Below are 21,243 nucleotides of genomic sequence, written 5' to 3' on the forward strand. Positions count from 1 at the left end.
AAATACTTAAATTAACCTATAAATATACATTTAGTTTTAATTTTTAAACCCTTAATTATTTGTAAGATTATAGTTTTTAGGAAGTTCTTTATGGTATTCTGATTATTATTATAACGCTTTTATTACTTTTGGTTTATTAACACGTTTAAAAAACAATATTTTTCTACATTATGGATATGTTAAAACTTATAACAATTGAAGAAAACTCTAGGGTACCAAAATATCAACAGATTATAGATTCTATTATTCATAATATTTCTCGCGATAAACTTGTTATGGATCAAAAAATTCCTTCAATTAACATGCTTAGTGAAGAATTTAATTTATCTCGAGATACCGTAGAAAAAGCATATAGTATACTAAAAGAACGTAAAATTATTACTTCTATTAGAGGTAAAGGGTTTTATATATCTAGAACAAAATTAATATCTAAAGTTAATATTTTGTTTTTGGTAAACAAACTAAGCTCATACAAACTTAGAACTTACAATCACTTTATAGATAGTATTGGTGCTAATTCTCATACAGATTTGCACATCTATCACTGTGACGAAACGTTATTTTTAAACTTAATAGAAAAAAACAAAAGAGCTTACGATTATTTTATAATTATGCCTCATTTTAAAACTGAAGACTCTAAACATATTAGTTTACCAGAAAAGGTTTTAAAAACAATACAAAAAATTCCTAATGAAAAATTAATCATCTTAGACAACATAAAAGAAAATATACACGATAGCTTAATACAAATTTATCAAGATTTTGAAAATGATATATACAACGCACTTAACGAAGGCGTAAACAAAATTAAAAATTACAAGAAAATAATTTTAGTATATCCAGAAAAAGCTGTTTATCCTTATCCTAGAAGAATACTGCATGGTTTTAGAAAATTTTGTGTTGAGCATAATTTAGATTTTGAAATACTTGACAAAATCTACGATGACATGATTTTAATAAAAGGAGATTTATTTATTACCATTGAAGAATCTGACTTGGTAAACTTAGTAAAACAAGCTAGAGAAGACGAATTTAAACTAGGTAAAGATATTGGTGTTATTTCTTACAATGATACTCCGTTAAAAGAACTTTTAGGAATTACTGTTATATCTACAGATTTTAAAGTTATGGGAGAAACTGCTGCAGAAATGATCTTAAATAAAACTAAAGGTAAAGTTAAAGTTCCTTTTAATTTTATTGATAGAGAATCTCTTTAATAACTTTTTAATTGAATGCTAGAAGGACTATTAACTGTAATCTGATTTGGTAATTTAGTCAAACTTCCTGTTTTTATATTTCTTTTAAAGATTGTAATATTATTTGTAAACTGATTAGCGACTAATAAAAAATTGCCATCATCAGAAATCGCAAAATTTCTAGGATGATTTCCTGCTGTATCTACATGCTCTATAAGTTGTAATTTTCCGTTATTTTTATTGATAGAAAACACAACAATAGTATTTTCTTTTGGCCCACGATTAGAAGCATACAAAAATTGACCATCTGGAGAAATATGAATATCTGCTGTTCTGTAAATATCTTGTTTTTGTTGATAAGTAGCATAATCTTCAATAAAATCTAAAGATCCATTATTATAGTTGTATGCATCAACTTTACCACTTAATTCGTTAACTAAATATCCAAATTTCCCATTAGGGTGAAACACAAAATGTCTTGGTCCACTACCTGGTTTAACGTTAATTACTTTGGGGTTTTCTAAAGAAACTTTTCCTTGATTATTTTCAAGTTGAAAACCTCTGATTTTATCTGCACCTAAATCGTGCCCAAAAACATATTTATCATCAGGAGAAAAATTAGCAGAATGCATATGAGAAGATTTTTGTCTACTTTTAATGACGCTGCTATCTTTAAATTGTAACAGTTGAGTTGTTTTTGTTAGACCACCATCTTCTTTTATTTTAAAAAGACTTAAAGTACCATCTGAATAATTAGAGTTTACTAAATAACTTCCAGAATTATCAATTGCCAAATGTGCAGGATTTAATCCTCCACAATCTTGCATATTTAACAACTCTATTTTAGAATTTATTGCGTCTACTTTAAAAGCAGCAACTTTACCATTGTGTTTCATTTGGCTATCTACCACAGAATATAAGTAATTACCATCTTTAGAGATTTTTAAAAAAGACGTATTTGTAATATTGTTAAGTGTAAAAGTTAAATTAGCTTCTCCTGTTTCTGTATTAAATTCATAAACATGAATACCTTCTCCAGGTTTTTTATCTGTAAAACTTCCAATAAAAAGTAACGTTTTATTTTGAACTGTTTTACATCCAAATAAAAAAACTGTTGAACACAAAAATAAGATTGTCTTTTTAAACATAAGATTTAATATATATGTTATAATCTGTTGTAATTTCTTCACTTTTCTTTATTTTAAAAAATCTTTTCCCCACTTTTCTCTTAATTCTAAAGCCAGTGCTTTTACTTTTTCTTGATATGCTGGCTTTTCAGCTAGATTATCTAACTCTAAAGGGTCTGTTTTGTGGTCGAATAACATTCTTTCATAAGCAATACCATCATCTTTTGTCCACTCTGTGTAAAATAAATCGCCCTTAATCAGGGTTACAGCATCTTTAAATTTAGATACTGCCCAATCTTTATCTGAGTCTTTACCATTAATGATTGGCACAAAGCTTTTCCCTTCAACAGTATCAGGAGTTTCTAAACCAATTAATTCTGTCAAACTCGGATAAATATCGATATATTCTGTAATGGCTTCTGTTTTTGTTCCTTTAGTTTTCCCTGGAACTTTAATGATTAATGGCGTTCTTAAAGCAGTTTCAAACGTAACATGTTTACACCATAATTTATGGTCGCCTAAATTCCAACCATGATCTCCCCATAAAATTACAATAGTATCGTCTTCTAATTCCAAACGTTTTAATTCGTCTAAAACCAATCCTATTTGAGCATCTACATAACTTACACAGGCATAATAACCGTGAATTAATTCTTTTGCTAAATTTTCAGGTATTTCTCCTTTTCTAGGGATGTTTCCATAATTGCGCAACTCACCAAAATTATGAAAGACTTTCGTAGGAGTAGATTTTGGTTGGACATAACTTTCTGGTAATTCAATTTGATTTCTATTATACAAATCCCAATATTTTTTTGGCGCATTAAAAGGTAAATGTGGTTTCATAAAACCTAATGCCAAAAAGAAAGGTTGTTTACTATTTTTAAGTTTTTTTAAATCAGTAATTCCTTTTTGGGCAATTTTACCATCAAAATAAGCGGTATCATTTACAGTTGCCATTTCAAAAGCACTTGCACCTCCCATAGCTAAATTGGCTTTACCATTTTCCACTATATTTTTTTCTAATTGATAATTTCTAATATTTCCTTTTGGAAACCATCTTTCATTCCAAGAAAGGCTATCGTCTTCATTTGTATGGTAAATTTTACCTGTTGAAATTGTTGTGTAACCATTTTGTTTTAAAAGCTTTGGTAAAGAAATAGCATAAGGCACATCCACATCTGCTCTAGTTTTATAGTTTATAAAACGATGTCTTGTAGGTCTCATTCCTGTTAATAAACTCGCTCTTGAGGCACCACAAACAGGAATATTGCAATAAGCTCTTTCAAATACAAGGCTTTCACTAGCCAATTTATCCAGATTTGGAGATTTAATGTGTTTTGCTCCATAAAAATTTAACTCTGGTCGTAAGTCATCAACCGCAATAAATAAAATATTTTTTTGTGTCTTTTTTGTATTAATAGCAACTTCTTTCTTGTCTGTTTTACAAGAAATTAATAGAACACTAATTATTAAATAGTGTAAAAAAAGTTTAGTTATTGTTTTCATATCTCTGATTATTACCAATGTTTTATAATCTTATAATCTTCTTCTAATAATGTATTTTTTATCGAATCAGGAATTTTTCGTCTTGGTGTATCTTTATCTAATTTAAAACCTCTATTTCCTTTTGCTGTAATTAAAGGCATATTTCCTTTTTCTTCATTTAAAAAGTCACTTTGAGTTTTCATCCAGCTAAACAAATCTTTTACCAATTTTTCTTTTATTAATTTTAACTCAGGATTATTAACTATGTTTTTTTGCTCAAAAGGATCATTCTGCAAATCGTATAATTCTTCAAAAGGTTCATGCTTAAAAGCATTAGCTCCTCGTTTTATAAAATAATCTACATTTGATTTTCCTGTTAAGTTTTCTTCTACAACTTCTAAGGAATTAAAATTACGAATGTATTTATAACGCTGATTACGAATCATTCTTGATGGGAAAACTTCTGAATTTAAAATATTCTGATTGGTTCTAACTCCATAAACATATTTATTGACAGCAACATCATTTCCTTTTAAGATTGGTAAAAAACTCTTACCATCAATATCTTGTACTGGTTTACCTCCTGCAATATCCATAAAAGTTGGCAACACATCTGTATAATGTATCAACTGATTTGATATTGTTCCAGCTTTAATCACTTTTGGCCAACGTACTACAAAAGGTACTTTTAAACCAATATCTTTTAATGTAAATTTCCCTGAAACACCATGATCTGCACTGTAAATAAACAAAGTGTTATCGTTTAAATGTTCATCCACAAATTCTAATACTTTTTCTATTTGGGTATTATCTTCTGCAATACTTCTATAATAACCTGCTTTTTTCTGGATAAAGGCTTTATCATTTTTTTTACTTTCATTAAAAGGATAAAACTTAATATCTTCAGTTTTTGCGTTTTCTACATCAAAATATTTTCCATGTGGGTATTTTGAGGTGATAAACATACAAAATGGTTTTTTGGTTTTCTTGAAATACGCTTTGATACTATCTAATGGAATATAAGCTCTTGGAACATCTTTTTTAGGAACTGGCAACCATTCTTTATCCCATTGGTAAACACTAGAAGGTTTTACATGACTTTTTCCAGCAAGTACCACTTCATAACCCAACTTTTTCATTTTAGAAGTTACACTTTCAATAGTTGGTCTTGTTGCAGTATGATTTGCAAAACAACCATTTTTAACAGGGTATTTACCTGTAAAAACCTGAGATCTACTTGGTGCACAAATGGCTTGAGCTGTAAATGCATTGGTAAATAACATTCCTTCTTTTGCCAACCTATCTACTGCTGTTGTATTTACTTTTTCATTACCATAACAACCATAATCGTACACATCTTGATCGTCTGCTAAATAAAATATGATGTTGGGTTTTTCAATCTGATTTGCATCAACTTTAGCTACATTGTTAGATTTATTGTTGCTAATACATCCTATAAATGCTATACTTATCACTACCAAAAAAGGTAAAATCAAAGACTTTTTATTCATTTCTTAAATTCTATTATTGATACTTTTTTACACCTTCTACTTTAGGATAAGGCACTTTTTCTTTGTTTTTAACCCAAGTTCCTGTTGGTGCATTATTGGTTGCTAACCAAGCTAACATATCTGCATTCATTTGCAATGCTATTTCCATTTCTTTGGATGTAGGATTGTTTAAAATATTTCTTTTTTCTGAAATATCTTTAGTGATGTTATACATTTCAAATTCTTCAGTTTCATAAAAGTAAAACAACTTAAAATATTCTTCTCCTACTCTTGTTTGAATTAAAGTTGATGGAGAAAAACGTTCATCCATATATCCTGGAAGATGCCAAAACAAATTATTTCTTGAGATTCTTTTTGCTTTTCCTGTTAAAACTTTTGCAAAAGAAGCACCATCATATTTAGGCTTGCTTCCATCTTTCTTTTTTAATGTAGCTAAATCAACTCCAACTAATTCTGCAAAAGTGGGTAGAAAATCGATACAATGTACTGCTTGATTGGTTATCGAATTTTCTTGTATCACATTTGGATATCTGAAAATTAATGGAACTCTAAGACCACCTTCTGTTAAATTTCCTTTTTTGCCTTTCAATGGCGTATTTTTAAATAATCCTCCATTATCAGAATAAAATATAAAAATGGTGTTTTCTGTGATGTCATCTTCATAATCTCCATCTCCATTTGGATCTTTCAAAGCATTATTTATTTTCCCCACATTTTGGTCTAACAATTCAATCATAGAAGCATATTCTGCAATTCTTGGTTTTAAGCCGCGGTTCAAATACTTTTCTGTTAAATCTTTTCTGCCAGTAACATCAGAATGAACTGCGTGAAAAGGAATGTATAAAAAGAACGGATTTTCGTCATTTGCTTTTTCTTTGATATAATCTACAGAGAAATCTCCAATTGCATCTGTAAGATGTTTTGGAGTTCCTTTTAAAAGAGACACATCTGCTCTTGATTTATAAGGATTTAAAATCGTATTAAGGTATTCATTATCATAAGGTTTGGCATATTTATCTACAAATTCTGAATTAAACGTCCATCCTTTTTTATCGGAATTTAGTGCTAAATAGAAAGATTTTGTTCTTTTCCCTTTAATAGGAGCCGCTATAATGTGATGAATATCTGCTGGTAAATCTATACCATAATCACCTTTTAAAGGATGTGGAGTTCCGTGACTTTTACCCACTAATGCTGTTTGATAGCCTTTTGTTTTTAAAACATCAAACATATTGATACCATCTTCTGCAATTACTTTTTTTTGCTTGAAAGGCTCAATAAGTACATTTGGAAATCCTTTGGTTCTTTTATCTTGTCTTTTTAAAGACCCAACATTATACACCTGATTATCTATACCTGTTGCATATTCCCCACTAATTAAAGCAGCTCTAGATGGTGCACAATTTTGATTGGTATACGCGTTTGTAAAAGACATTCCTTGTGTTGCCAATTTATCAATTACAGGCGTTTCGTAAATTTTTGAACCATTATTCTTATTCGTATTTCCTGTACTTATATCAACCCAACCTAAATCATCTGCAAAAATAAATACAATGTTTGGTTTTTTTTGATCAATTTCTTTCGTCTTTAATTTTGATGTGCTACAACCAAATACAATAAGGATTACAAAAAAAACTGTATTTTTTTTAGATACTAATTTCATTTTAAAATTTTTAATATTTAGTGAGAATCAACAACCTTTGCAGACTTTGCTTCTTCTTCATTTACTCGTTTTTTTTGATTTACAAAATAAGGTTGAAATGTATAGTTGGATTTTGCATCCCATTTTACATTTATTTTAGGCAGAAGCTTTTTCATTTTCTCAATTTGAGATTTGTATTTCGGGTTTTTAGCTTCATTAGTCCATTCATTAGGGTCTATGCTATGATCGTAAAACTCTTGAGTTCCATCTTCATATCGAATATACCTATATCCATCCGCTTTCACTGCATGATTGTTCATCCCAAAAGTTGTTAAAGCATAAGAACTGTCAATCTCTAAATCATTTTGCATCATATCCACTAAACTGTATCCTTCATTTCTTTTGTAAGCAGGTAAGCCACTTAATTCTAATAAAGTTGGATAAATAGATAGCATTTCTACAGGAGCATTAATTTTTTTCCCTTTTGGCAAATTAGGACCCGCAAATAGCAATGGAGCTTTTGTAGCAGTTTCCCAAAGTGCATGTTTTGCAAAAGTTCCTTTTTCTCCTAATCTATATCCATGATCTGACCAAAGTACAATTACAGTATTATCTGAGTATTTACTACTTTCTAAAGCGTCTAAAACTCTACCCAACTCATTATCTACATAACTGATACATGCCAAATAAGCTTGCACAATTTTTTTCCATTCACCACTTTCTTTTGCCCATTCTGTTGATGGCATCATAGGTAAATCGTTAATTTGCATTCCAACAGGCGGAATATCATTTAAATCATCTGATTTATAAGGTGGTGTTTGAATGTTTTCTAAAGGATATAAATCGAACCATTTTTGAGGCACATATAATGGTACATGTACACGTAAAAAACCAAGACCCATAAAAAATGGTTTGTCATAATCTCTATGCAAACGATCTGTAACCCAATTTACAGATTGATGATCTGGCATTAAGGAATCTTTTTCTGGAAAAGCACCCCAATCGGTACTGGTTCTGCCATATTTCTCTTTTTTAGATTTTGATGTTCCAAAACCATCCCAAACAAATCGTTTTTTAGGATATGGTCCAAAACCTTTAACCCTTCCTCCAGATTCATTAAAAACACTATCTGGTGCATGAATATGAAATAGTTTTCCAATACCCATAGTATGATATCCATTTTGCTCAAAATATTCTGGTAAAAACGTAATGTCTTTTGTGGCTAGGTTTCCTGGTCTTCTAATTTTATTATCTGGCGTCATCCCATAAATACCAGTTGTTGACGGACGTAAACCAGTCATTATAGATGCTCTAGACGGTCCACACAAAGGAGCTTGTACATGGGCGTTTGTAAATGTAACTCCCATTTTTGCTAACCGATCAAAATTTGGTGTTTTTACGTTTGAAAAATTTTGAATTGGACTAATCCAATTGTTTAAATCATCAACAGCTATAAAAAGTACATTGGGTTTAGTACTTTCTTGGCTTTTAATATCTTTTGTGTTTGATGTACATGATACCATAAATACAAAAATCAATAAAAAAAGTAAATTTTTCATGGTGATTTCTTTTTAAATCTATGTTTTTAGATTACTTAATAATTAATTTTCGTTTGTATTGTTTTCCTTGTTGATCGCTAATTACCACAAAATACAATCCGCTTGAAATTTTGTTTTCTTGCGTATTAACCGTTATTCTATCAAGAACAGTATTATTGTAATATACTTGGCTGCCTAACATATTGAAAATACGAAGTTTTGTCCAAGTCATATTTTCTGATTTTATAGTAACAAATTTCGATGCCGGATTTGGATACATCAATATTCTAGCTTTATCAACTAATAAATCATCTAATATTGATAGCGTTTTTAATTTTAATTCAAAAGAATCTAAATCAAAACCATAATCTAATAAGTTAAATCTTAGTACATGAGTTCCTGCTTCTATATCAAAATTACCAATTGTTTCTGTTAAGTATTTACCAGAACCTGTGTTGGTTAATACAATATCGTTTAAAAAAGTAATATTTTCATCAGGAAAAGAAACTGTTAATTGTTTAAATGAAGGACTTCTTCTTGTTTGATGGGTTACTTCTAACTCATAATTTCCAGATTGAGCTGCATCAATTGTAAACTCTAACCATTCTCCTGATTTTATATCTCTAACAATTTGACCATTTGAACTAATATCAACCATTTCATTAGGTCTAAACGAAGAACTGTTTTGGTTTTTTTTATCCCAATAAGCAATATCAATACCTCCTTGATCATAATGTTCAAACTCTATTTTTTTAGGAATTGAATGTGGTTTATTATCTGAAGTATACGCCCATTGATTAGGAGTTAAAACGGTCAATGCTCTTTCTTCTAAATTACCTTGTGCATCTTTTGCTTCAATTTTAAGTAAATAGGCAGGCTCAGTCATATTTGTTAATTCTGGTATAGACAACCATTCAAAAGGAGCTGCTGTTTTAGTGCCAACATTTACATCGTTTATAAAAAGAGTTGCCTCTGTAAAATCGCTTCCAACAATAGCTTTAACAGTTAAACTGCTACCTTTAGGTATTTCTTGATTGTTTTTCAAATCTTTAAAACCTAGAATTCTACTAGAATCTGCTTCAACTTCAATTACTTTTTGTCCTTTTTTAGTTCCATCTGCAGTTAAAGAATGTTCTCTGTAGGTTAAACTTGTACCTTTACCAATATATAAAGTAACAAAGGCTTTGCTTAAAGTTTGTTCATAACGAACTACTGCAAAATGACCTGTAAACCTAATTCCAGCATCTGGAATACTAACTACTTTTGAAGCATCTTCTTGACAAAGTACATAATCAATTATAACTTTATCTCCTATTTGACTTTTAACTTTCGCACCAACAATAACTTCTCCTCTGTACAAATGTTCTACAGATTTTACGCTTGAATTTATAGACTTAGAAGGTTCAAAAATATGTACATAGGGTTTATCCCAAGCTTCACCTTGTTGTCTTATGGCAACAATTTGTGTTTTCTTATTAATATAGCCTCCTTTTGCTTCTCGAGTTGCTGGCCCAAGTGCTTTTGTGTATTCTCTAGCTACTCCAGCAGGCGCAAACATATTCATATATGTATTCGTTTCATTTAAATCAAAACGAACCTGAATAGCTTTATCTGTTGATGCTGTTACATTTGTATCTTCGAAAAACCTCCATCCTGGAGATTTTTGTAAATCACCAATATCGTTTTGATATCTCGTTGTTGGAGAAACCGAAACTTCTGTTCCGTCCATGTCCATAATATTTGTAACATCACCTAAATTATGATAGATGTAATCATGAAAATTATTAGTTCCTAAAGATTTTGAACGAAACATATCAAAATAATAACCTGTAGTTTTACTGGTTCTAATGGTGCTTAATGTTCTCTTTTGTTGATCGTTATTTACAGTATCATCTAAAAACTGTGTTGCAAAACTAAAATTTGGATTTATAGGATCTTCTAAATGTTTTGGTTCTGCAGCTTCATTTACAGTTGTGTTCATCCATAAATAAGAATCAGAATTCCAAGAACCAGGCTGTATACCATGAGTTGTTCCGTTAACAATCATTGTGTTATTGCCGGCGTGTCTCCAAAAATAATTGGTGTGTTCTGGTAATTTTCTTTCTGCAATTGTTTTAGGTAATCCTGCATTTGGTGCCATAATATAATCTGCTCCATACAATTCCATAGTAATACCTGTACAGTGAGAATGTACATAATGTGCGCCACCAATAATGCCTGCAAGTCCAAAATCTTTATTATTCTCTTTCACATAATTACGCTGTAACGCAACTCCTGCATGCTTAATTATTACCGTTGGTTTTTGAAAGTCGATTTCTCCTTCAATCGTATCAGGAATATTAATTCCCCAAAACAACTGCTCAAAAGCTTCATAATTACCAAAAGTACTTATTGGCGCAGACGGATTGTATCCTCCTTCTGTATCATAAGCCTGCCTTAAAGCAACCTTTGCTTTTTGTTCATATTCTGAAAAACCTCTTCTATTAGCTAAATTTAAAGTAAAACGATACAATTGCTTTGTTCTATCTATATATCTTTTTGAATCGCCATATTTTACAAATAATCTATTAGGCATTCTTAAATTATCAAACAAAAAATTTCCATCAAGAATATGCATGTTATTTTCCATCACATTCAATTCTGGTTTTAGCTTGTCTACAACATTTAGTACTTGAGTTACTGCCGACATAAAACTATAACTAACTGCTTCTGGCCAAATACCTTGCTCGCCAAACATTGGTAAAATGGTTTTGGTAAACGAATTCTGATGTTTGGTACCTACATTCCAAAATACATTAAACATCCTTTCTCTTTCTGTGTCATCTTCTACACAAAGAATACTGTATAACACTCCTGGAGCTGTTAAAATAGGATGATTACTTACAGTTTTACCGTATTTACCGTCATTGCCTGCATGCTCTTGTAAACCATTCATAGCAATATTATAAACCGCTTTTTGTGCTTTCACATTATCAAAAGCTATTTTAGTTTCTGTTGATTTTTGATACACTCTGGTTGCTGAATCTTTTAAATAATTCACCATAAAATCATAAGCAATCGCAAACTGCGCATATCCAGAACGTGGATCATAGAAATGATTTCCGCTCATAGCTGTATTACTAGGGTTTCTTGGAGCAAGTTGTTCTATATAATACCATAAAATATCCGCAGCAAACTGTGCATATTTTTTTTCTTCTGTAATATGATAAATCATTGCTGCGTAAGATGCATAATTCAATACTTTTGAATGCGCACCATTTGTTGTAGCTTGAGATTCTGACAAATTATCATCAGATGCCAAAGCTGGTATAGTATTTAAAATTGCTAAGGGATTTGTAATGTGCGTATTTACTTTAGATTCTATTGCTTCTTTTGCTTTTGCCACAATACTTTTTGCCCAATCATAATTATCAATTTTAGACAAAACTTCTGATTTTTCTGCATTTGTTGTCCAAATTATTGGATGCTGTAAAGATTGCCCTGACAAGAAAAAAACTTTAAACAAAACGAATACTACAATTAAATTTTTCATTTTTTATTTAAATTTATAATATCAACTTCCTTTTTAGCTCTTTTAATAGGGCCATTATCTCCCAACAAATACATTTTTCTAAAATCTGTACCTTTTTCTTTTTCTCCAACTATAATTCTAGCATCAGGATGCGCATTTTTGATAAGAGACGAAATAACAAAACCAGAGTTTTTTCTTTGTAAAAAAACCTTGTTCTTTTTAAAAGTATCACCACCATCAAAACTATCCCATCTAGCAATTTCTCCGACATCATTATTTGTTTCACTCTCTAAGTAAATACTCACTTCTGTTGCAGATTTTACTTTTAAATCTCCATTTCCTCTAGGAAGATTAGCATTCTTACTTTGTAACCACTCTTGTCCATTCCATCTAAAATGTTGTAAACGTTTAGGTCCGCTTCTTTTTGCTCCTATATCAGGACCAACCAACACACCAACTTGTGGTTTTCCATCAGGATCAACATCAGCAATTCCTTGAAAAGTCCAATCATCAGGTATTTTTTTTACCAAAGTTTTTTCATCTGCCATTTCTTTAGTTAAAGGCATTTCTAAAGGTTGATTTTTAACATTTTTCCATTGCCCTGAATTTGTATCAAAAAGCATGTAATATAAGTTATGTCTTTCTGGAATGTGACCACGTTTGTCTTGAGCGTTTTTATTATCTCTACAAATATGATAATCAAATGCTACAATAATATCATCTCCGTTTCCTTTACCAACCCAAGGATACCAAGAATCTTCAGCTTCAATATTTGTTCTTCTTTTGTGTTTTAAAAAAGAAACTGGTTCATCAAAAGTAACTCCATTGTCTGTAGATTTTTGATACACCCAATCACTTCTATGCGCACCATGTCTGTAAAACAAATACATATCTCCGTTGTCCATTTTTACAAACTGACTGTAGGTACCAAATAACGAAACATTATCTAAGGTTTCCCAAGCAGAAATGTCTAATGGTTTTTTAGAAACAGCATGCAGATTTTTGCCATAATGATGATTTCCTAAAGGATTTTTTCCATCTGACGGTCTTCCTCCATGTCCACCAAATGCAATATGAATATAACCAGCATCATCAATAAGTAATGCAGGTTTACCATGATTATCTATTTTCTTTTTACGATTCGGGTCTTTACCCATTTCACTAATACCCGCTTTAAAAGGACCTTTCCATTCTTTGGTTTTATGATTGTACGATGCTACATAAGGATCTTCCAATGTTCCTTGATAAGCTACATATGTAACTCCCTTATGATAAACTCCTGAAGGATGCTGTACTATAGCCACTGCATTACCAAAACCGTTATTGGCAAAATAATCTACCTTTCCGTCTTTATTTTCTTCTTTTGAACTTACTTTTTTATTAACATTACATCCTACTAAAAAAAAGCAAAAGCAGATTTTTAAAATTAATTCTTTATTTATCATTAGTTTATCGATATTTTTTTTAAAACTCTAAGTTTAACAGGACCTAAAAGACCTGATGTTAGCAATTCATCATCTTTACGCCAATGTTTCCAAGATGAAAACGTGGTTCGTTTTGATGGACGTTCTGTGGTGTTTAATAACCAATCTGGTAGTTTTTTTAGTTTATTTCCTCTTCGTTCATAATCTAATGGCAAACCTTCATCACCAATTAATTTATTTGGCCATAAATTGGTCACTTTTACTTCTATAACATTTGTACCTTTTTTTACAAAGCCATCAATATTAGTTCTAAAAGGTGGTTTCCATAAAGTGCTTACTTGTTTTCCATTGATGATTACTTCTGCAATAACAGCCAAACTTCCTAAATCTAATTCTAAACTTTTATCTACTTTTAACAAGTCTTCTTTAAGTTCAAATTCTTTAGAATAAGTGGCTGTTCCTGAAAAGTGTTGAATACGTTCATCTTTATGATTTGACCAAGAATTTAAATCAGTAAAGGTTTTATTTATACTATTTCCTGAGTTCAAAAGGAAATCAACTTGCCAAGAATTTGATAAATCAATAGGATCTATTATTGAGTTTACTACTACTGTTTTCGTTTCTCCATCTACATTTGTATACGTAATTTTACCTGCATTTGGTGTTATCCATTGGATAACATCTTCATTAAACACTAACTCAGGTTTTGGCGTATCTTTTGATAGTTTTAAAATTTGTCCTTCAGGAATGAACATCGTGCGTTCTTTCCCATCTTTTTTGTAGGTAATTTTTAAAGTTGTTTTATTTCCATTAGCAATTTTATTATTTATCAATACATTAGAAATCAAAATATCGAAAATATTGCTTGAAACTAGTTCCTTAATTTTATTTGTAATCTCAAAGGTTTCATAATTTTCCGGAATGCCTTTGGTTTCTGTTTTAAATTTTCCGAATACAGCTTTTAAAACTTTTAAAGGTTTATTACCTGCATCAACCTTAATATGTTCTCTTTCTTCTGCATAAATTTGATGTTTGGTATTACCTATTTGGTATTCCATTCTTAACTCTTTTTTGTATCCCATTGCTGGATCACAATCACAAAATGCTCTCGACATTTTAAAGTCTAATTCACCATCAATTATAGCATTATTTACTTTGTCTGTAATATCGATTAAACCTTCTTGAAGAAACGTTCCGTATTCTGCTTTTACAATTTCTAAGTTAGAAAGAGGCTCAGATTTTGGTTGTTCTAATTCCATTTTAACGGATGTTAAATGGTTAGCTTTTGTTGGCTTTTTGAATACAATAAAAACAGATTCTTCAATCCCTAACTGTAAAGGAATTGTGGTTGTTCCATCTTTATTTTCTTTGAAGACCACCACATCTTTTATTTTACCTGTTTCTGAATTCCACAGTTCTGGTTGTTTTGCAGAAACTCGAAAACGCGCTACAATATCTCTTGCTTCTTTTCTAGCATTGGCGATAAAATAAATATCAGCATCATCAGTTTTTCTATGGATGAAACTCAAATCTGTTTGATCGCTAGTTTCTATTTTAAAATCGGGTGTTTTTTCACTTAAAACTTCGCTAACAGAAATGTCTTTTACCAATTCTTTCCCCCATAATTCATCAACATAAGTTTTAACAACTTCATCATTTTTAGGATAATCAGTTAAACTTGGCGATTGCGTTGGTTTTTTTCCAATAACAATTGCACCACCTTCAACCAATTCTTTTACTTTTTTTAAGGTTTCAGGTTTTATGAAATTAGACTCTGGTAAGACTAAAAACTTATAAGTGTTGCCTACTGAAGAATAAATTGTTCCTTTTTTAACAGTTAAGTCTTTCAATTTATTGGCACCAATCAAATCATAATCAAAACCCATTTTTTTAATTTCTGGTTTTAGAAAAGCCGTATTTGGTGATGATTCTCCAGTAAACACTAAAACATCGGCCACATTTTTTCCTTGCTGCAATAAAAATTGAGAACGTGCTATATAGTCTAAAAATCCTTTTCCTTGATTCCACCAAGTATTATTTCTATTAAAATCAAATCCGTGATAACTCAATGCCAGACCAGGTGCAACATCCCAAGGTTGATGCACATAAGAATGAAAAATAAAACGTGTAATGCCTTGTGCCCAAGCTTGATCTCCAATTGATTTTATGTCTGCTGGGTGCTTGTCCCAACCACCAATTCCTGTAAATGCTTCTGCACCAACAATAGCACTTCCGTTTAAATGTGCAATAGAAGACACAAATTTTGCCGAATCAAAAAATGGGTAGCCACCACTCCAAAACTCACACATCACAATGTCTCCTGTAGCTCCTACTTGCATATTATCAAAAGGACCCCAATAAGGTTCTACAGAAAATTTCATATTGTTTTTATGGCATAATTCTGCAAAATGCGCGTAGTAGTTTTTTGCTATTAAATCGCCAATAGTTCGTCTAAAATCCCACAAAAAACGTTCTGAAATTTCACCACTTTCAACATAATACCCTGCTAAGGTGGGCAAATATGAGGTTAAATCGTAACCTCTTAAATTCTCGAATTGCGTATCAAATCCTGCAGTCCAATTGGTGGTTTCTACCTCGTAACTATCAATTAAACAATTGTTAACGGTAGTTCCTATTAAATCGCCTAACTTATCGATTATGGGTTGTACGCCACCTTTCCAATAGGCGTCTACCGCTGTTTTACTCATTTTATCAACTTCTAAACCTTTGGCTTCAGGTGGTGCTGGTCTATTGGTTGTTCCAATTGGTGTGTGTCCAAGTCTTAAAATAATCCATTCTCCTTTTGGTACATTCCAATCTAAAAATCCGTCTTTAGAAACTTTATCTGTTAAATTAACAATAGTTCCCTTTTGAATAGTACTCGTTTTTGGAATGTCTTTCGTATCTGGCAATAAATGATTTCGGACACGTTCAGATAGAGTTTTATAGTCTAAACCATCAATTTTTGTAACTTGTTTAAGTTTTGGAAATGCTAAAACTGCAATATCTTTATAATAGGTAAATTTCGTTTTTGGTTGTGGTAATTGCGCTTTGTAATTTTGATTTCCATTTACTTCAACTTCGCTAAAAACAACAGTTTGCATTGCATTTTCCTCGGTTACCCAAGGTCCACCACTAGAAGACCAACCTGCACTGTTATGAAACGCCAACTCTAAGCCCAAACGTTTGGCTTCTTCCGCAGAAAACTTGAATAAATCTAGCCATTCTTCACTTAAATATTTTACTGGGCCTTTTGGAAACCCTAAATGCACGTTAAATAACTGTGCTTCTTGAATGCCAACTGCTTTCATTGATTCTAAATCTTTTGTAATACCAGATTTAGATACGTTACCACTTATCCAATGCCACCAAGTCCTGGCTTTAGCTTCGTTTGGCAGATTTTTAAACCCTTCTTCTAAAGTTAAATTTTGACGCTCGTTTTTCTTTTCAGTGCAATTACTGAAACAAAAGCAAATCATTAATAACAAGATGTAACCTAAATTCTTCATTAATTTTGATTCAATTTTTCTAGAGTATTATCAAAAGCATCCTCTTTAAATAGTTTACGAGCCTTTTTTAAATCTGCTATTAATTTTTCTTCAGAAGGTTTTTTGTCTTTAATTTGTTTGTATGGCCACTTTTTTTCATTAGTTAAAAAAGGCAACATAAATTGATAGCCTTTTTTTATGCTGCTGCCATCTTCCGAAGATAAGTTCCAAAGATCTACACCTACTTTTTGTCCTATTTGTGCCAATTGCAAAAATCCGTGTAAGTTCATTACTGAATAAGAAAAAGATTTTGTTCTTTTCAGCTCTAAAGGTTGTCTCCCATCTGGTTTTATTTGACTAAAAATTCTTGCTTTTGTTATTGTAGATAAATATTCTTTTACTTCTTCCGTTTTATTTAGGTACATTAAAATGCTTAATAATTGTACATCATAATGAGTCGCATGATTGTTTTTTCTTGTAGATTCTTCTATTCCTAATTTACTGTTTTTTAACCAATTGCTATAATCTGTAAACCAGTTAACCATACCTTCTTCTGTTTGTTTATCAAGTACGCCTTTATATTTAGCTAATTCAAGAAACTCTACAACCTCTATAAGACCATCAAATTCAATAATTCCAAAACACCTACCTTCTGATTTACCAGGAACATATTGCCCAAAATTTACATTAGGATTCATTTTAGTGTTTTCGTTTAAAAACCAAGTATTAATGAACGCTATATTTTTGTTAGCGTATTTTTTATTATCACTATAAAAGAATGCATCTTTTAACGTTTTTACAGCTGAAATAAAATTCTTTTTCTCAACAAAATCTGTAAAATTATTTCGTGTTTCTGGATTAATTTCTCCATCTTTCCTAATATATGGCAAGCCATTATCTGTTTTTGGATTCGGCCACCAATAAGGCCCAATACTCATATAATCGTGCTTATTTTTACTCGGAGGAACACCCGTTTTATTTGTTACAGAAAAACCATCAACCTTTAAAAGGTCATCTGCTTTAACTAATAGTTTATGATAATTTTCTACAGACTGTTTATCACCATTTTTAATGAGTGATTTTTGAGCTTCTAAACTTTCATAATCTATATTAGAAACTTTATTTGTATTGTTTTGGGTGATTGAACATCCATATATACTTATGAAAAGTACAAGAATCAACTTTCTAAAAAACGCAAATTTATTCTTCATAAAACTCTAAATTATATTCAATTAATCAATAAACATTTCATCCAAATAAGGACCACTTTTTCCTGTGGTTTCTAATCGAATATTATTGGCTCCTGCTTTTAATCTGATAATAGTTGGCACAAACTTCCAAGATTTATCCCAACCACCAGTTGCTTTAAATTTTAAGGTTCTTATGTATTCATCATTTACAAACAATTTCATTGGATGAAATTCACCAATATTGTTGTGCATGTATCTAAAACGGATGCTGTAATCACCAGCTTCACCATCGTTTTCTTGATAAAATTCTACAGAACCTTCTTTGTCTTTAAAATCTACAAAACCAGTTCCTTTAAAACGTCTTGCTTTTCTGCTTGCAGTAGCACTTCCTTTTAAAATTCCTTCTTCCGCAGAAATATTTATACCTCTACCAATCCACATATCTTTAGAATGCTCATCACCCCAAAACAAACCTTCAGTTTTACCAAATGTTTCTTCCATGTTTAATACAATTTCACCATTTTGTTTTACAATTGCTTTTACAGTGATATTGTCTTTAATTTCGAAAGCTCCGTTGTAAACTTTTCCGTTAGTTTCAGGATTACCTCCATTTGTGGTGTACAAAATTTCTAAGTCAGTAAATTCTGATTTTCCTATTACGTTAAATTGATTGGCTATGATGGAAATTTTGTTTGACGTATACAAGGCTTTATCACCCAAAATAGCTCCTGTAATTATGAACGCTTTTTTTGCATTGGGTTGTTCTCGTAAAAACAGTCTTGACTTTCCAAAAAACAAAGCTCTAAAATCTGATTTTGTTCTACTCGTAGGATCAATTGGGTTTCCATTTTCCATAGAAACCTTATTTACATCTCCTTGAATGTTATAGAAGATTTTATTTTCTCCGTAAGGATAGAAGTTGTCATTTACATCTAAACTTTCTGATGTAATGATATAACTTGCCCTAAAACTATCTTCTGCTGGTAATTTCTGTAGACTTGTTTTTAATTTTGATGGTTGCTTGCTTGTACTAAAAGATGTACTTTTTACTTCTTTACCATCAATATATGCTACTGCTTCTAATTTTCCTTCTTGATAAGGCACCATCCATTCGCATTGCATTTCATTCCAAACAGTTCCTGGTTTGTCTTTTCCCAATGATTTTCCGTTTAAAAATAGTTCCACCTCATCTGCATTCGAATACACCCAAACCGGAATTACAGTTCCTTTTTCCATTCTTGGATGCGACCAATGTGGTAACATATGAATCATTGGTTCTGTTGTCCATTGACTTTGGTAGAAGTAAAACAGGTCTTTTTTGAATCCTGCTACATCTAAAGCGCCACCCATAAATAAATTAAAAGGCAAACCACCATGCACCAAACCTGCTTCTCCATAATAATCAAAACCTGTCCATCTAAAATGACCACTATGCCAAGGATTGTCTCGCATCACTTCCCAATATTTTCTTGCAGAAACTCTTACAGTTGCATTATCGTAAGACGAGTTGAAACTCTGCTTTCTATTTCTCCATTTTTTAGGATTGATACCTTCGTAAAAGAAAATTTCTTTTTCCGTTAAATTTGGTAGTTCATATGTTCCTGGTAATTCGTTATCTCTCCACCAAGTTTGTGTTCTGTAATAACCTCTGGTTTGCCAAGTATGTGGCGCTTCTGTAGAAATAAATGGTTTTTCAAAAGTTCTGCTTTCTATAAACGATTTTGTTTCAGAACCACCATTTACACCAGTAATATCCATATCTTCAGGATTTCCTGCTCCTGAAGTAAATAAGCGTGTTGGGTCTAAACGCCTTCCAAACTTCACCAATTCTGGTCCAATTGGGCTATGTGTTTCATTACCTAAACTCCATACAAAAATACTTGGATGATTTCTATCTCTAGTAATCCATTCTGTAACGTCTCGTTTCCACCATTCATCAAAAGCTTGTTTCCCATAATCTTGTGGTGCTTTTTTATGCCAACCATCAAAAATCTCATCCATTACCAACAAACCAATTTCGTCACAGATATCATAAAACATGGGCGGTGTTGGGTTGTGAGATGGACGAATAGCATTGATACCCATATCTTTTAAACTTTGCAATTTCCAACGTAACATTGGCTTTGTCCAAGCACCTCCAACAGGACCACCTTCCCAATGTTCGCAAACTCCTTTTAGTTTTACATTTTTTCCATTTAGCCAAAAACCTGTTTTGGTTTCCCATTTAACCGTTTTGAATCCGAAAGTAGTTTCGATTTCATCGATGACTTTTTTTTCATCTAGAATTTGAGTCACTGCTCTATATAAACTTGGAGTTTCTGGACTCCATAATTGTGGGTTTTTAACTTCTAATTTTACAACTGGAGTTGTTTTTTTTAATTTTTCAGAATTATTATTGATTTGTTTTCCTGAAGGAGAGAATATTTTCACATCATATCTCAATCCTTTTTTAAGTCTTGTAATTTCAGCATCAGTAGAAACTGTAGCTTTCTTTTCTGAAATTGAAGGTGTTTTTATAAAAATTGAATTAGGTTTAAAATGAACAGGATTCACTTCAATTAATTTTACTTGCGCGTAAATTCCACAAGGATGATACCAACGAGCAGAAGGTTCTAAACTATTATCAACTCTAACAGCAATAGTATTTTTTCCTTCTTTTAAATATTTTGAAATATCGTATCGAAAACTGATATAACCATAAGGTCTTTTACCTAAATGATTTCCATTTACCCAAACTTCGCTGTTCATGTACACGCCATCAAAGTTGATGTAGGTAATTTTAGAAAGGCTTTCTTTTTTTATATCAAAATACTTTCTGTACCAACCAATCCCACCATCATGATAACCACCACCTTGACCTTGATCGCCACCTTTACGAACGCCTTTTTCAAAAGACCAATCGTGTGGTACATTTAGATTTTTCCAAGAAGAATCATCAATATTCTCTTTTGAAAATGAGAAGTTATCTGCTAATATAAAGTTCCAACTGTTATTGAAATTGGTTTCTATCCTTTGACTTTGCAGTGAAAAAACCTCAAACAAGAGTACTAAAAAGAAGAAAAAGTTTTTCATGTTGTTAACTATTTGGATCTTAATTAACAAACTTAACTTTTACTTAATGATATTTAATC

General features: G+C 31.3%; 11 protein-coding genes. 1 reads left to right on the forward strand and 10 read right to left on the reverse strand.

The annotated features are described in order from the left end of the window. Nucleotides 1–176: 176 nt before the first annotated feature. Nucleotides 177–1,217 (forward strand): GntR family transcriptional regulator, encoded by a 1,041-nt coding sequence (locus tag BXQ17_RS09695; protein WP_077811399.1) that lies wholly within the window; start codon nt 177–179, stop codon nt 1,215–1,217. Here BXQ17_RS09695 and BXQ17_RS09700 read toward each other — a convergent pair. Genes BXQ17_RS09700 through BXQ17_RS09745 form a run of 10 tightly spaced genes read right to left on the reverse strand, consistent with a single transcriptional unit; the run spans nt 1,214 to nt 21,184 of the window. Beyond that, complete coding sequence (locus BXQ17_RS09700; RefSeq protein WP_077810454.1) at nt 1,214–2,344, reverse strand: lactonase family protein; 1,131 nt, start codon at nt 2,342–2,344, stop codon at nt 1,214–1,216. The two genes, BXQ17_RS09695 and BXQ17_RS09700, sit on opposite strands and share 4 nt — an antisense overlap. Nucleotides 2,345–2,392: 48 nt before the next feature. Further along, nucleotides 2,393–3,829, reverse strand: coding sequence for a sulfatase (locus BXQ17_RS09705; RefSeq protein ID WP_187661389.1), 1,437 nt, complete (start codon nt 3,827–3,829; stop codon nt 2,393–2,395). 11 nt (nt 3,830–3,840) lie between these two features. Continuing rightward, on the reverse strand, nt 3,841–5,319 hold the full coding sequence (locus BXQ17_RS09710; RefSeq protein WP_077810455.1) for a sulfatase: 1,479 nt from the start codon (nt 5,317–5,319) through the stop codon (nt 3,841–3,843). A 13-nt stretch (nt 5,320–5,332) separates the two neighbouring features. After that, a complete protein-coding gene (locus tag BXQ17_RS09715) occupies nt 5,333–6,982 on the reverse strand; it encodes a sulfatase-like hydrolase/transferase (RefSeq protein ID WP_077810456.1) in 1,650 nt (549 codons plus the stop codon). Nucleotides 6,983–6,999: 17 nt separating this feature from the next. Continuing rightward, complete coding sequence (locus BXQ17_RS09720) at nt 7,000–8,520, reverse strand: sulfatase (RefSeq protein ID WP_077810457.1); 1,521 nt, start codon at nt 8,518–8,520, stop codon at nt 7,000–7,002. 31 nt (nt 8,521–8,551) lie between these two features. Then, complete coding sequence (locus BXQ17_RS09725) at nt 8,552–12,031, reverse strand: T9SS type A sorting domain-containing protein (protein WP_077810458.1); 3,480 nt, start codon at nt 12,029–12,031, stop codon at nt 8,552–8,554. Next, entirely contained in the window at nt 12,028–13,455 is a 1,428-nt protein-coding gene (locus BXQ17_RS09730) for a BNR-4 repeat-containing protein (RefSeq protein WP_077810459.1), read from the reverse strand. The genes BXQ17_RS09725 and BXQ17_RS09730 overlap by 4 nt, the downstream gene beginning before the upstream one ends. Then, a complete protein-coding gene (locus tag BXQ17_RS09735; RefSeq protein WP_222927888.1) occupies nt 13,455–16,943 on the reverse strand; it encodes a glycosyl hydrolase in 3,489 nt (1,162 codons plus the stop codon). The genes BXQ17_RS09730 and BXQ17_RS09735 overlap by 1 nt, the downstream gene beginning before the upstream one ends. Then, nucleotides 16,943–18,133 carry an alginate lyase family protein gene (locus BXQ17_RS09740; RefSeq protein ID WP_077810460.1) on the reverse strand — a complete coding sequence of 397 codons (1,191 nt, stop codon included), beginning with the start codon at nt 18,131–18,133 and terminating at the stop codon, nt 16,943–16,945. The genes BXQ17_RS09735 and BXQ17_RS09740 overlap by 1 nt, the downstream gene beginning before the upstream one ends. A gap of 21 nt (nt 18,134–18,154) precedes the next feature. Further along, nucleotides 18,155–21,184, reverse strand: a complete 3,030-nt coding sequence (locus BXQ17_RS09745) for a glycoside hydrolase family 2 TIM barrel-domain containing protein (protein WP_077810461.1) — start codon at nt 21,182–21,184, stop codon at nt 18,155–18,157. Between the last annotated feature and the right edge of the window lie 59 nt (nt 21,185–21,243).

Origin of the sequence: Polaribacter sp. BM10, from assembly GCF_002005425.1 — a bacterium.
Classification (GTDB): Bacteria; Bacteroidota; Bacteroidia; order Flavobacteriales; family Flavobacteriaceae; genus Polaribacter; species Polaribacter marinaquae.